This is a genomic window from Mycobacterium liflandii (genome assembly GCF_022354805.1).
Lineage (GTDB): Bacteria > Actinomycetota > Actinomycetes > Mycobacteriales > Mycobacteriaceae > Mycobacterium > Mycobacterium marinum.
Genome location: NZ_CP023138.1, coordinates 5,174,856 through 5,188,236, shown reverse-complemented (window position 1 = coordinate 5,188,236; position 13,381 = coordinate 5,174,856). Strand labels below are relative to the sequence as shown.

General features: G+C 64.0%; 16 protein-coding genes. 3 read left to right on the top strand and 13 right to left on the bottom strand.

The window, feature by feature from the left end:
- Positions 1-84 precede the first annotated feature (84 nt).
- Positions 85-993, top strand: a complete 909-nt coding sequence (locus tag CKW46_RS23005; RefSeq protein WP_482052449.1) for a glycerophosphodiester phosphodiesterase family protein — start codon at positions 85-87, stop codon at positions 991-993.
- 31 nt (positions 994-1,024) lie between these two features.
- Here CKW46_RS23005 and CKW46_RS23000 read toward each other — a convergent pair whose 3' ends face one another.
- Genes CKW46_RS23000 through CKW46_RS22980 form a run of 5 tightly spaced genes read right to left on the bottom strand, consistent with a single transcriptional unit; the run spans position 1,025 to position 4,917 of the window.
- The gene (locus tag CKW46_RS23000) at positions 1,025-2,200 is read right to left on the bottom strand and encodes an acyl-CoA dehydrogenase family protein (RefSeq protein ID WP_482052448.1); all 1,176 of its coding nucleotides are present in this window, start codon (positions 2,198-2,200) and stop codon (positions 1,025-1,027) included.
- A 17-nt stretch (positions 2,201-2,217) separates the two neighbouring features.
- Complete coding sequence (locus CKW46_RS22995; protein WP_015356747.1) at positions 2,218-3,555, bottom strand: acetyl-CoA hydrolase/transferase family protein; 1,338 nt, start codon at positions 3,553-3,555, stop codon at positions 2,218-2,220.
- The gene (locus tag CKW46_RS22990; protein WP_015356746.1) at positions 3,555-4,082 is read right to left on the bottom strand and encodes a MaoC/PaaZ C-terminal domain-containing protein; all 528 of its coding nucleotides are present in this window, start codon (positions 4,080-4,082) and stop codon (positions 3,555-3,557) included. Before CKW46_RS22990 ends, CKW46_RS22995 begins: the two co-directional genes overlap by 1 nt.
- On the bottom strand, positions 4,070-4,627 hold the full coding sequence (locus tag CKW46_RS22985) for an aldolase/citrate lyase family protein (protein ID WP_499018324.1): 558 nt from the start codon (positions 4,625-4,627) through the stop codon (positions 4,070-4,072). Before CKW46_RS22985 ends, CKW46_RS22990 begins: the two co-directional genes overlap by 13 nt.
- 11 nt (positions 4,628-4,638) lie before the next feature.
- Positions 4,639-4,917: an aldolase/citrate lyase family protein gene (locus CKW46_RS22980; protein WP_499018323.1), complete on the bottom strand. Its 279-nt coding sequence runs from the start codon at positions 4,915-4,917 to the stop codon at positions 4,639-4,641.
- 105 nt (positions 4,918-5,022) lie between these two features.
- Between CKW46_RS22980 and CKW46_RS22975 the strand changes: the two genes are divergently transcribed.
- Both CKW46_RS22975 and CKW46_RS22970 read left to right on the top strand, forming a co-directional pair.
- Entirely contained in the window at positions 5,023-5,925 is a 903-nt protein-coding gene (locus CKW46_RS22975) for a LysR family transcriptional regulator (protein WP_041299501.1), read from the top strand.
- Entirely contained in the window at positions 5,885-6,085 is a 201-nt protein-coding gene (locus CKW46_RS22970; RefSeq protein WP_482052446.1) for a helix-turn-helix domain-containing protein, read from the top strand. The genes CKW46_RS22975 and CKW46_RS22970 overlap by 41 nt, the downstream gene beginning before the upstream one ends.
- A 230-nt stretch (positions 6,086-6,315) precedes the next feature.
- Here the strand turns inward: CKW46_RS22970 and CKW46_RS22965 are convergent, their stop codons facing one another.
- The 8 genes from CKW46_RS22965 to CKW46_RS22930 all read right to left on the bottom strand — a co-directional run bounded on the left by CKW46_RS22965 (position 6,316) and on the right by CKW46_RS22930 (position 13,139).
- Positions 6,316-6,462: a hypothetical protein gene (locus tag CKW46_RS22965; RefSeq protein WP_252872717.1), complete on the bottom strand. Its 147-nt coding sequence runs from the start codon at positions 6,460-6,462 to the stop codon at positions 6,316-6,318.
- A 13-nt stretch (positions 6,463-6,475) separates the two neighbouring features.
- A complete protein-coding gene (locus CKW46_RS22960; RefSeq protein WP_482052445.1) occupies positions 6,476-8,107 on the bottom strand; it encodes a serine/threonine-protein kinase in 1,632 nt (543 codons plus the stop codon).
- A gap of 352 nt (positions 8,108-8,459) precedes the next feature.
- The gene (gene embR, locus CKW46_RS22955; RefSeq protein ID WP_482052444.1) at positions 8,460-9,620 is read right to left on the bottom strand and encodes an ATPase/transcriptional regulator EmbR; all 1,161 of its coding nucleotides are present in this window, start codon (positions 9,618-9,620) and stop codon (positions 8,460-8,462) included.
- A gap of 336 nt (positions 9,621-9,956) precedes the next feature.
- A complete protein-coding gene (locus CKW46_RS22950; protein ID WP_117433102.1) occupies positions 9,957-10,667 on the bottom strand; it encodes a C39 family peptidase in 711 nt (236 codons plus the stop codon).
- 143 nt (positions 10,668-10,810) lie between these two features.
- Positions 10,811-11,179, bottom strand: a complete 369-nt coding sequence (locus CKW46_RS22945) for a DUF4189 domain-containing protein (protein ID WP_482052443.1) — start codon at positions 11,177-11,179, stop codon at positions 10,811-10,813.
- 83 nt (positions 11,180-11,262) lie between these two features.
- Positions 11,263-12,003, bottom strand: a complete 741-nt coding sequence (locus CKW46_RS22940) for an LppX_LprAFG lipoprotein (protein ID WP_015356739.1) — start codon at positions 12,001-12,003, stop codon at positions 11,263-11,265.
- Between the two features lie 239 nt (positions 12,004-12,242).
- The gene (locus CKW46_RS22935) at positions 12,243-12,575 is read right to left on the bottom strand and encodes a DUF732 domain-containing protein (RefSeq protein ID WP_012395726.1); all 333 of its coding nucleotides are present in this window, start codon (positions 12,573-12,575) and stop codon (positions 12,243-12,245) included.
- Between the two features lie 231 nt (positions 12,576-12,806).
- Positions 12,807-13,139 carry a DUF732 domain-containing protein gene (locus CKW46_RS22930; RefSeq protein ID WP_015356738.1) on the bottom strand — a complete coding sequence of 111 codons (333 nt, stop codon included), beginning with the start codon at positions 13,137-13,139 and terminating at the stop codon, positions 12,807-12,809.
- Between the last annotated feature and the right edge of the window lie 242 nt (positions 13,140-13,381).

Here is a 13,381-nt window from a genome sequence, read left to right as displayed (position 1 = left end):
TGGTCACAATGACCGCGCATGGTTGACCCTCGCTGCGCAGCGGTGTGGCGCTGTAGGGCGGGGACTCGTGAAGGGAATCGACGAATGAGATCGGCAATTTTGGGTGCGGTCGCGGCGGTTGCCGTGCTGGGAGGCGCTTGCTGCGTGGCAGGGGCGGCGCCGTCCACTGCGGCTTCCGGGCCGATGATCATCGCCCATCGCGCGGGCGCGGCCGACTTCCCGGAAAACACCCTGCTAGCGATAACGAACGCGGTTTCATCCGGTGTCGACGGTGTGTGGCTGACCGTGCAGGCCAGCGAGGATGGGGTGGCGGTGTTGTACCGGCCGAGTGATCTGGCGACGTTGACCGACGGAGCGGGACCAGTGAATTCCAAGACCGCCGGGCAGTTACAGCAGCTCAACGCGGGCTGGAATTTCACCGAGCCGGGCGTCGACGGCTATCCCTACCGGCAGTGGCCTACGCCGATACCCACGCTCGAACAGGCAATCTCCGCGGTCCCGCCCGATATCGCGCTGTTTCTGGATCTCAAGCAGACTCCCGCACAGCCGGTGGTATCGGCGGTCGCGCGGGTGCTGAACCAGACCGGTGCGGCGGAACGGGCGACCGTCTACTCCACCGATGCGACCATCACCGAGGCAGCGGCTCAGCAGCATCTGCGAGTCGCCGAAAGCCGTGACATCACCCGCCAGCGACTTCTCGACATGGCGCTGAACCATCACTGTGACCCAGCGCCGGATCCTGGCAAGTGGGCCGGCTTTGAGTTGCACCGGAGCATCACGATCACCGAAGAATTGACGTTGGGTGTTGGGACCTCAAAGGTAGACGCGCAGCTATGGGACCCGGCCGCCGTCGAGTGCTTCAAGTCGGGATCCCCGATGAACGTCATGGGCTTCGCCGTCAAGACTGCCGACGACTACCAGCTCGCCAAGAAGGTCGGACTCGACGCCGTGCTGGTCGACTCACCTCGGGAAGCCCAACACTGGGCGCGATGAACAACGGGCCGCTGACGACGCCCGGCGGCGGTTAGATTCCGCCGCGGGCTATCAGTTGTCTGGCGATCACGTTGCGCTGGATTTCGTTGGTGCCTTCGCCGACGATCATCAGGGGTGCGTCGCGGAAGTAGCGTTCGACGTCGTATTCGGTGGAATAGCCGTAGCCGCCGTGGATTCGGACGGCGTTGAGCGCGATTTCCATGGCGGTTTCGGAGGCGAAGAGTTTGGCCATGCCGGCCTCCATGTCGCATCGCTGGCCGCTGTCGTAGCGTTGGGCGGCGTAGTGGGTGAGTTGGCGGGCGGCGGTGAGTTTGGTTGCCATGTCGGCCAAGTAGTTTCCGATGGCTTGGTGTTTCCAGATCGGTTGGCCGAAGCTGTGGCGTTGCTGGGCGTAGGCCAGGGCGTCGTCGAGTGCTGCGCTGGCCACGCCCAGGGCGCGGGCGGCGACCTGGATGCGGCCGGTTTCGAGTCCTTTCATCATCTGTGAAAACCCTTGACCGGGTTGGCCTCCCAATATCGCGGAGGTCGGTGCCCGGTAGTTGTCGAAGGACAGTTCGCAGGCTTCCACGCCCTTGTATCCCAGTTTGGGCAGGTCGGCTGAGATGTTCAGGCCGGGGCCCGGTTCCACGAGCACGATCGAGATGCCGTGGTGGCGGGGTGTGGCGTGGGGATCGGTCTTGCACAACAGGGCGATCAGCCCGCTGCGGCGGGCGTTGCTGATCCAGGTCTTGGCGCCGGTGATCAGCAGCTGGTCGGGTCCGTCAGCCATCGCGGTGGTGGACATGTTTTGGAGGTCGGAACCGCCGCCGGGTTCGGTCAGGGCCATGGTGGCGCGCAGCTCGCCGGTGGCCATGGCTGGCAGGTAGGTGGATTTTTGTTCGTCGGTGCCAAAGAGCATCAGCAGTTTGGCCACCACGGTGTGTCCGCCCATGGCGCCGGCCAGGCTCATCCATCCGCGGGCCAGCTCCTGGGTGACCTGGACGTAGCACGGCATCGACACCGGCGATCCGCTGTAGGCTTCCCCGATGGCCAGGCCGTAGATGCCGATGCGTTTCATCTGCTCGATCCAGGCCTGCGGGTAGGTGTTGGCGTGTTCGACCTCGCGCACGCTGGGCCGCACGTCGCGGTCGATGAAGGCCCGCACAGTAGCCACCAGCATCGCCTCGTCCTCATCAAGCTGACTGTCCGGGCTGTCGTTGTTCATCATCGGTGCAAGGTTCCCTTCTAGATGAGGTGCATGTGTTGTGCGCACTCGGCTAGCCACGGTCGGTAGTCGGGATGCGCGAGCCCGATCAGCGCCTCGGCGCGGGCGGAACTCGACAGGCCCTTCAGATTGACGGTTCCGAACTCGGTAGCCACATAGTGTGTTTCGTTGCGCGGCGTGGTTACGGGTCCGGAAAGTCGCGGAACGATCTTGCTGATCGTCCCGCCGCGGGTGGTCGATGCGAATGCGATGATCGACTTGCCCCCGCGCGAGGCATAGGCACCACGCACGAAGTCCAGTTGACCGCCCGCGCCGGTGAACTGGTGCCCATTGACATGCTCGGAGTTGCACGCGCCGGTTAGGTCCATCTCGATCGTCGAGTTCACCGAGACAACGTTGTCGTTGCGGGCGATCACCGCAGGATCGTTGACATAGTCGACGGGGTAGCTCTCCAACTTGGGGTTGTTGTCCATGAATTCGTAGGTCTTGCGATCGCCGAGTGCGAAAGTGAAGACGGCTGCGCCCCGATTGATCGCCTTATGTCGCCCGGTGACAACTCCTCGGCGCACCAGGTCGGCCAGCGCAGGGGTGAATACCTCGGAGTGGATACCAAGATCGCTACGGTCTCTTAGCTGTTCGCATACCGCTTGAGGCAGTCCACCCACGCCGATCTGCAGGCAGGCTTGCTCGGGCACTAGCGCGGCAACATGGGTTGCGATGACCCGATCGAGCTCGCTGATGGGGCGTTGCGGCAGCTCGGGTAAGGGGGCGTCGTTTTCGACGATGGCGTCGACCTCATCGACGTGCAGCATCGAGTGTCCGAAGACTCGTGGCATGTTGGGGTTCACCTCGACGATGAGGTGGCGGGCCTGCCGTGCCACCGAACTGGTGTAGTCGTTGTTGGTTCCGAACGTGAAGTAGCCTTGCTCATCCATCGGGGAGACCGTCACGATAGTTGTATCGACAGAGATGGTTTCGGTGAATAGCCGTACCGCATTGCTGAACGAATTCGGAATGAACTGCACAACTTTGCGTCCGTCGTGTTCGCCATGGGCGATCAAGTCTCGCTCGGCGGCTTGCAGGAACATCGAGTTGGGCAGGAACCGCCCCATCAATTCGTAACGCAGTACGGTATCGGCCATCGGCCGCTCGGCGTGGTAGTAGAAGAGCCGGACGCGATCGATCTCGCGGCGTTCGGCGCGGGCCGCGAGAGCCTGGAGCAGCGCTGGTGGCTGGCAGGCGGCTTGGCCGACTGCCACCGCCGATCCAGAGGTGACCGCCAGTATGGCGGTGTCGGGATCGGCTAGCTTGGCGCGGTATAGGGCGGCGTGGTCCTTGACTGCTACGCAATTTTCCATCAGTAGTTCGCCTCACCCGCGGGTGAACCGGCACGTTTGTAGATCAGCATGGTGCGTTCAAAGGTCATCACGACGACTCCGTCCTGGTTGGTCCCTTGGGTTTGAACCGACACAATGCCTTGGCTCGGACGACTTTTCGACTCGCGTTTGGCGAGCACGGTGGAGCTGGCGTAAAGCGTGTCGCCTGCGAAAACGGGGTGGCAGGCGCGAACGTTGTCCCACCCCAGATTGGCAACTACCTTGGCGCTGACGGTCCGAACACTCATCCCCGTCAGCATCGCGATGGTCAACGTGGAATCGACAAGCATCTTCTGCCACTCGGTAGCTGCCGCATAGCGTGCATCGAAATGCACGGGCTGGGTATTCATGGTCAGCAGGGTCATCCAGATGTTGTCGGTGTCGGTGATCGTTCGGCCTGGTCGATGCTCGAAAGTGTCGCCGACGACGAAATCATCGTAGTACAAGCCCGCGGTTTCCCGGTACACGCCGGGCGCGACTTCCCGATAGGCCGAAATCAGCTCATGCATGGTTCCTCCTCGTTCACACCCTGAGCTCTGGCAAGGATGCCGCGCGCGCGGCGGGCCATCGCCTCGTCCACCATTCGACCGCCAACGGACCCGGCGCCTGCGTGAGCAGACTTCAATACCTCGCGTGCCCAATTGATTTCGGATTGACCGGGAAGAAATCCGGAATTGATGAGCGCTACGTGATCGGGATGGATTGCCGCCTTCCCGGCGAATCCTTCTGCGACGGCCTCGCGGACGGCCTGGCGCAGTCCGGATATGTCGTCGATGTCGAAGAACGGGGCATCGATGACCGGTATCTTTGCGGCGGCGGCGTGGCTGAGGATGGTGCTGCGAGCATGTCGCACAACGGCGGCGGACGGTTCTGCGCCTAGGTCGGCTGCCATGTCGGCGCTGCCGAAGATGACTGCGTCGACCAGGCGCGGGTCGAGCGCGCAGTCCGGATTTGCCGCCACAACAGCGGTTTCGGCGGTCGCGATGAGTCGAGTTGTCTTCTGTGACTGCCGAAGCAGGCGTTTGACCAGGCCGATCTCGGCCGCGGACTGCACCTTTGGGAGCATCAGAAAATCTGGGTCGGCCGCAGAGTCGAGCAACGCGGTGAGGTCCCGCCAGCCATCCAGGGTATCGGGGCATTGACCCGGATGGCCGCCATCGTCTTCGCCGGCGTTGTGGTGCAAAGAAAATTCAGCGCGTCCCGGCGAGCCTGCGCCTTGTCGCGGGGGGCCACCGAGTCCTCGAGATCGAGGATGAGTGCCTCGGCATGCACCGCTGCCGCGGCCAGGTAGTGCTGGGTTTTGGTTGCCGGTGTGAACAACAAACTGCGCGGAATGGGTTTCATCTTGTGGTCTCCTCGGGGTCTACGACCACGCTAGGAACCAACCAGGTTTGCGTCTAGCACAAGGTTTCGAAGAACTGCTCAGTTTTGCGCAAGTATCCTGGGCCGGTGGAGCTCTATCAATTGCGCTACTTTCAGGCCGTTGCGGAATGCGGCACGCTTCGGGGCGCCTCCGAGCAGCTCTTGGTGTCGCAGTCTGCGGTGAGTCGTGCCATCACGCTGCTCGAGGCTGAGATCGGCGTGCAACTGTTCACCCGGCGAGGCCGCACCAACGAGCTCAATCGATATGGACAGGCTCTACTGGTGGGCAGCCGGCTGGCCCAACGCAGCGTCTCTTCGGCAATCGACAACGTGCGTGAGCTCGCCGGTGTCAGCGGCGGGACGGTAGCACTGGGCTTTCTTCACTCCCTGGGGATGCAGACGGTGCCGCATCTGATTCGCGTGCATCACAGCCGGTTTCCGCAGGCGCGGTTCGAACTGCATCAACGTTCCGGTCAAGGTGTGCTCAGCGACCTGGTCAGCGGTGTTACCGATGTGAGCTTGAGTTTTCCGGCCGCCTTCGAAGGCTACGGCGAGATAGCCTGGCAGACGCTATTCACTCAGCAACTTTATGCGGTGGTCAGCACCGATCATCCACTCGCCGGTCGCCGGCTGATCAGATTTCCCGAACTGGCCGCCTATCCGTTCGTGGTGCTCGACCGTGACCACACTTTGCGTCGCATCGTTGATGCGGCGTGCGCCCGCCACGGCATAGATCCGACCCCGGCGTTCGAAGGGACCGACGTCGGGACGCTGCGTGGCTTGATCGGAGCGAATCTCGGGGTCGGGGTGCTGCCGCAGGCGACGGCAAGGCCCGCTGACATCATCGAAATCGCGATTGATGATGCGCAACTGGTCAGGCCCATCGCGATCGGGTGGATCGCGGACAGATGTCTGCCTTCGTCGGCGGTCGCATTCCGCGAGACAGCGCTTGGCTGCTACGGTCACCGGGTTTCTGCGGCGGGAGTATAGGTCGAAGGTCCGCGGGGTTCTCGATGCATTGACCCCTGCCGAGCCGGCACTGACTCTCGCCGAAATCCATTCTCGCACCGGCTTTCCCGCGTTTACCGTGCACCGACTGGCGGCGAACCTGGCAGACCTGCCGGAGCGGTTTCTCGTTTACCGCCGGTAAGCGTGACGAAGGTGCCGCCGGACTGTCCGCGCCGGTGTTCGATGATCAGCGGACCCAGCTTCCGGCTGCCCCGCAGCGGGCCCAAGGGTTGCTCGCCGACGTGCTAAGCGCCGCGGCGCAAGCCACGAGGATGCTCGGCGGTCGCCTGCCCCACTAGTGGGGCACGGCCGTCTGTTCCGGAACGCCACCCGGTGACCGCAGCGCCGATCGGCGCACCGGCGAGGAGTGGTTCACCCGTACTTCGCCCACCAGGTGTGGAGTTCGTCGAGGGTGGCCGGGTCTCCGAAGGCGTCGCTGAGCATCAGCTTGTCGTCGTTGCTCCAGATCACGTTCGGGTGGTTCTTGTAGGTCCCGCAGGCGATCATTCCGGCCGTCACGTCCGGTGTCCGGTCATAGTGCCACCCGTCGGGAGACGGGCCCTCGCCCGGACAATTGGCCAGATCCACCGCGGCAATGTCGTCGTTGAAGGCCTGCTTGAGTGCTTCCAGACTCGGGAACAGCCCATAAACAGCGCGACTTGGTCCGCCATCGTTGGTGTTCTGCCCACAGTTGTACATCGCCACCGCCCCCGTCCAAACGCTGTTGGGTTTGGGCGTGGTTGCGGTGCAGACCACCACTGGCGTAGCCCGACGGCAGGTAACTCAGCAACCGGGCCTGAGGGTCACCGGCCGGGGTGGTCGTCGTCTCGGGGCTGGTGGTCTCCGGTTTGGGGGAAGTAGTGGTGGTGCTGCCCGTAGTGCCGGGGCCCGCTTTGGGGGTGGAGTCGGAATTGGTCACCAGCCAGACGCCGATCCCGCCAACGATGAGGACAAACACCAGTGCGGCAACGCCGGCAACGATCGGCCAGGGATTGCGTTTGGGTGGTGGCTGGTTCCACGGCGTCGGCCCGACGGGTTGTTGCGGTGGCGTGCCTGGCGGCGTGCTTGCCCAGCTGCCGCTTTGGTAGTACTGCGGGACTTGGGCCGGTTGGTGTGCGGCCGGGATGGGACCGCTCGCGGGCGCCCACCCGGGCTGCCCGGTCGGTGCGGACTGAGGCAACGGCCCCGAACTGGCCGGATCGGCATACGGCATGGCCGGTGGCGGGGTGACGGCGGGCATGGTCGGCGGTTGGGGGGTGATCGCGGCGGTGCCGGGCAGCGTGGATTCCCGACTGCGCCGCAGGATGTCGGCCGCGTGGTCCTGATCGGGGTTGCTGAGTGCGTCATGGGCGGCGCGGGCTAGATCCCCGGCGCTCGCATAGCGTTCCTCGGGCTTTTTTGCCATGCCGCGGGCGATTACCGCGTCGAAGGCCTTGGGGATCCCCGAGCGCACCGTGCTTACTTGCGGGACAGGATCCATCAAGTGGGCGGTGACCAGCGTGCCTGCGCTGTCTGACCGGTAGGGCGGGGATCCGGTAAGGCACTCGAACAGCACACATGCCAGCGCATAGATGTCGGCGCGGTAGGTGACCTCTTCGTTGGCGAACCGCTCGGGCGCCATGTATTTCCAGGTGCCCACCGCGGTGCCCAACTGGGTCAGTTTCTCGTCGCCGGTGGCGCTGGCGATCCCGAAGTCGACCAGGTAGGCGAAATCGTCGCGGGTGATCAGGATGTTGGGCGGTTTGACATCGCGGTGCATGACCCCGTCGGCGTGCGCGGCGTCCAGCGCCGAGGCGATCTGGGTGATGATGGCCACCGCACGTGGCGGGGTCAGGGGGCCGAAGCGCTTGAGGATGCTGTCCAGGTCGGTGCCCTCGATCAGGCGCATCTCCAGGAACATCTGCCCGTCGATTTCGCCGTAGTCGTGGATCGGCACCACGTGGGGTTCCTGCAAACGTCCGGCGATGCGCGCTTCGCGTTTCATCCGCTCGCGAAACACCGGGTCTTTGCTGAATTCGGTGGTCATCAGCTTGACCGCCACTGTCCACTCTTTGACGGTGTGCTCGGCCTTGTAGACCTCGCCCATGCCACCCCGGCCCAGGAGCCGTTTGAGGTGGTAAGGGCCGAACATCGACCCCACACGCGAGTCTGGCGCCTCGCCCATCGCTGACCTCCTCAACCCAACCCGAATCCTGGCGACTTTATCAACAGGCCCGACGTGTCGTCCCGAGTCCAATCACCGGCCCAGCAACCATTGACGGTAAGCCCTCGCTAGTCGGCTCGCATGAAAACGGCCACATCGCCCGGGTTCGCGGGTGCCGACCGGTCGCGGTCAAAAGGTGGGACGGCGTCAGTGGGGCAGCCGGGCTGGTGCGGCCGGCCGGAACGGCCGCGGAGACGGAGATGGCTTTGGCCAAAAGCTTTGTCGCGATCTCGGATTGCGTCGCAGGCCAGCCCGTCGAGCAAGCGTTGCGCGCCGAAAAGCATTGCTAAACAACCCGGTTGGATGAGCTGGCTCACCGGGGGTTTCGTGCGGTGAGCTGGAAGGTGAATTCGTGGTCGCAGATACGGATGTGGTCGCCATCGTTGAGCGTGACGGTGCCGCGGATCCGCTGGTGCTGTACATGCACTCCGTTGGATGGCCGTAGGTCGTTGATGATGTAGTTGGTTCCGGTGTCGATGATGACGGCGTGGTGGCGGCTGACGTTCGCGCTGTCCAGGACGATGTCGTTGTCGCTGAGCCGCCCGATTCGGGTTGCCGCGGTCCGAATCGGGTAGTCGTGACCCGACGCGATGGTGTGCAAGTAGGCGACGGCCTGCTGGCCCGACACCATTGTGCGCTGGTCGAGCACCGTGACTGTGCCAACGGCGGTGGACTTGGCGTTCATCTTGGCGTCGAGTGGTTCCTGACGCAGGATTCGTTCATTGAGGGCCCGCAGGGTCGGGCCGGGATCGATGCCGAGGTCTTCGGCGAGGGTCGTCTTTACCCGGCGATAGGCACCTAGTGCGTCGGATTGGCGATCGGTGAGGTAGTAGGCGGTGATCAACTGCGTCCACAGCGGCTCGCGGTAGGGATGCTCGGCGGTCAGCGCTTCAAGTTCGGTGATCACCGCGGCCGCCCGGCCGCAGGCGATTTCGGCTTCCGCCTTCGCGGTATGGGCAAGGATCTTATCCTCGACCAGTGCGGTGGCGAACGCGTCGACGAACTGAAAGTCTCGCAGGTCGTCGAGTACGGGTCCACGCCATTGGGCCAACGCCCTCGACAAGTGCTGGCTGGCCTGCTCGAATTTGCCGGCCGCGGCCGCATGCACGCCGGCGGTCTTCTCGGCGATGAACCTCCCCAGATCGCACGTGCTATCCGGGATGCTGAGCCGGTAGCCCGGCGGGGCGGCGGCCAGCATGGCCCGTGGATCGACCCCGGCGCCGCTGAGAAGCTTGCGCAGATTGGACACGTAGGAGTGAATGCTGGCCCGCGCCCCCGCCGGCGGCCACTCCTCCCACAGGGCGGTGATCAGTGAGTCGACCCCGACCGGCCGGTTGCGGTTGATCACCAGCATGGCCAGAACCGCGCGCTGCTTGGGTGTGCCCAGCGGCACCAGCTCGCCGTCGATAGTCATCTCCAACGGTCCGAGTAGACCGAATTCGAGACGTTTGTCCACCATTGCGCTACCAGCCATTCCGGGTCCTCCGCGGCTTCACTCGCGTTCGCATCCCTAGCAGTCGGGTGTCATTACTGGTTTGTCGTTACTGGTTATTGTGGTACCAAGTTCGCCGATGCGGTGAGAACCGGGGATCCCGGCACGTCGGCGAGGTGTCGGGGCCGTCCGGCATCGGTGTCGGTCGTTGGTTCTGGCCGCAGATGGTTACCACGATGGCCGTTGAAATGCCCGCGCTGCCAAGACGATCACTGGTATTGCATGCGAATTGTCTTGGTGTGCTTGCGAACATGCCCGTGCGGGCGGCCGGTCCGGTGCGTGTGCACCGGGTGGGCCGCCCGCGGTGGTGATCGATGGTCAATTGCTGGCTTGGGTGGTCACGGCCATGAAGTCTTGGCTGGTGGCCCATGCCTGCATGAACAGGGCCATCGGGACCTGCTCGTCGCGCCCCTCGTCGCTGCCGCTGTCGTTGAGGTGCACGACCCCGTTGGCGGTGTCGACACCGGTCACGACCACCGCGTGGTCAGAAACCGGGTTGCCGGCCTCGTCCTTGTTGTCGATGGTCACGCCCCAGATCATTTCGGCGTTGACACTGACGATCACCGCGCGACCGTTGCCCAGGTGGTGCTCGAGGGCCTCCATGCCGGTGAGGACTCCGTTGCTCGGGGCGTTGTCCAGGTCGGTAAGAACAGCGTCGATGCCGTAGTGCGCCAGCAACGTCGCGATGTCGGCCTGGCTGGTGCCCTGGCCCGAGTTCGGGTTCTTGGTGTCGGCCGGCTTGGTGTAGATCGACCCGGGGTGCACGGCGCTGGGGGTCGTCTGGGCCACCTTGATGATGGCCTGCTCCGAGGGCTCCTTGCCGGTCACCTGACCGACCACGTCGGCGACGGCCATGATGAGGCAGTCGTCGTATTTCTGGTAGCGCCAGTACTTGGCGGCAGCCGCTGGGTCGCCGTACATCGTGCCGGACGCTGCACCGGCCGGGCTGGCCAGTCCCAGTGCAACGGCACCGGCGGCGATCGCGAAGGTGGCTGTCTTGAGGGCGGTGGCGATCTTGTTGATCTTCATCGTCTGTCCTTTTCTCAGTTCCGCGGGTGCGGAGTGGGCGTTGAGAAAAGGTTCTTATGTAGGCCTTTTTGTTATCTCCACGAATTCTTGGGGTGATCTGCTGCCCGCCGGTCGACGGTGGTCATCGCATGGGTCGGGCAGGTTCAGTTGCATGCCCAGGTGTCGATGTAGCCGCCCCCGAGCTTGCTCAGCGCGTCTTTCATCGCGGCGCTCAGGGTGGGCCCGACACCGCCTTCGAAAGTCTTGCCGTCGGCAGCCACCGCCCCACAGGCGGTGAAGGTGGTGAGCACTTTGCAGTCGGAGTAGCCACATAGTTTGACGGCGGTTGCTTCGGCGGCCGCTCGGGTCGGGTAGTGCGACGCTCGTCCCCAGGAGCCGTCGCCGGAGTAGGAGATCGCGCCGTATTGGTCGGCGGCATCAGCGACGGGTGCGAGCGTCAGGGTAGTTGCCGTGGCGGTAGCCACACTGGCGACGGCCACCGCTAACCGCCGCCGACGGGAGATCGTCGTCATTGGTGAGTCCTTTCCAAGTGCCGGTGCTCCGGCGGTTTCAACGGCTTGCGATGAACTGCGATGAACTGCGCTCACGACAATGGCTAGACCGGCTTGGTTGCGGTGACCTGCTTGCCCCAGTCGGACATGGTCAGCGTCACCGATGTGGCCGGGGTCGGCAGGATCTTGATCTGCACCAGGTGAGAGGACCCGTCGGTAGCTATCCAGACGGTGGTGGGCACCGTGGTGACGTCCGCGGAGGTAAGCCGCGAGCCGGCAAGCGTGGCGATGTCGTCCGCGGCCGAGTTCCCGGTGATCTTGGTGGTGGCTACACCGTTCACCTGCTCGCTGCCGGTGACGGATGCTTCCTTGAGGTTGGCCAGCAGGTTGGCCAACCCCTGGTTGGGGTCAAGCAACACCGAAACGTTGTAGATGGATGCCCCGTCACCGAAATCGGTATATGTGCCGGGCTGTCCCAGGTCCGAATACAGATGACCGTCGACATAGACGAACTTCGCGTCCTCTTGTTTGTTGCCGACGAGCATCGTCGCGCTTCCGGTGGCCACGGTCTGCGGTGAGTTGGAAATGTCGCCCTCGAGCTTGGTCACGCGCAAGTTCGGCACGTCGCCGTCCACCGTGAGGTTCACATGCATTCCGGTGACCTTGCGCATGGCCTCGGCGGCCTGCTTGAGGATGGTGGCCGCCTCGGCGCTACTGGTGGTGACGGTGGTGCCGGTGGCCGTCCCGGGTCCGCCGGAACCACCGTTGCTCGAGCAGCCCCCGATCGCGAGCACGACTGCCAGTGTGACGGCGGTGGCGACAACGGAACGAGGCGGATGCTTCATCGGAATTCTCCTTATGTTGGCCCACGGCATTGTCCTGCTTAGCAATCTGTGAGCGGCACAGTCAACAATCCATCACCGAACTCGAAGGGCCCGAGTGGGTGTGAAAGTTTTGGGTGCAGATCCTTGCGGGCACTGGGATTGCGGATCCGCCGGCAAGTCCCCAAGCTCCGCTTTCGGACCGGAAACGACGGATGCGGGGATCCGGAAATCAGGATCCCCGCACGCCCGGTCGGTTGGTCCTAGGTCAGCTGGCTGGCGTATTCGGGGCAGTAGACCTTGGTAGCGTCCACGACGAAGTAGGCCGCTTGCTTGGTGGTCAGGTTGGTCTGGCTGAGGATCTCCTCGGCGATGTCGGTGCCCGTCTTTCCGCTGGCCAATTCCTGGCAGACCTGGTGGCCCTGGCGCACGGCCGACTGAGTTGAGGAGAAGGTGACGCCGACTCCCTTCATCTGGGCGATGAAGGTCTCGTCACCGGTGCTGGCGTTCGCGGCGCCGGCGCCGGCGATGGCGAGGCCGATTGCGGCGGCGCCGATTGCGGTGGTGATGGCTGCGGTGATGCGCGGTGAGAACATGGTGGCGATCCTCTGTCGGTGATTTTCCGTTGGTGATTTCACCTTGAGGCCGGCGCCTTGGCGGATTCTAAATAAGTTCTTGGCAAGTTCTTGGCGCCCGTCCGCCAACCCGCCTTGGCGATGATCGGCACACTGAGATTGGTTTGAAAAGCACTGTCGCATAATTGAACTCGCCGATAGCAGGCCGAAGCGGGGATCCCGGGCCGGGATCCCCGCGTGGTTGGCGAAGGGCTAGGCGAGCTGGCTGGCGTACTGCGGGCAGTAGTCCTTGATGGCGTAGACCACGAAGTAGGCCGCTTGCTTGGAGGTCAGGTCGGTCTGGTTGAGGATTTCCTCGGCGATGTCGGTGCCCGTCTTGCCGCTGGCCAATTCCTGGCAGACCTGGTGACCTTCCCGGTCGGCCGCCTGAGGTGAGGAGAAGGTGACCCCGACCGACTCCATCTGTGAGATGAAGGCGGTGTCGTCGGTGCTGGCCGCAGCGCTGCCTGCGGTCGCGATGGCTAGCCCGACGGCGGCTGCGCCGATTGCGGTGGTGACGGCTGCGGTGATGCGGGTTGAGAACATTGCTGAGGTCCTTTGCTCTGGTTTCCCTGGCTGGATGACCCCAGCATCGGGCCGGCCGCTCCAAGGATTCTCAACAACTTCTTGGCGCACTCCAGTGGTGGCGTCGCGGCGGCTGCGCGCCGGCATCGTGGCTAGCCCGCGCGAGCTCGATCCGCGCCATTGGCCATATGCCGCTCCCGTTGCCGGCATTGGGCTGTAGCGCTGCACCGTTGACCTGGATCACGATTTCGCGGCCGCTCCTG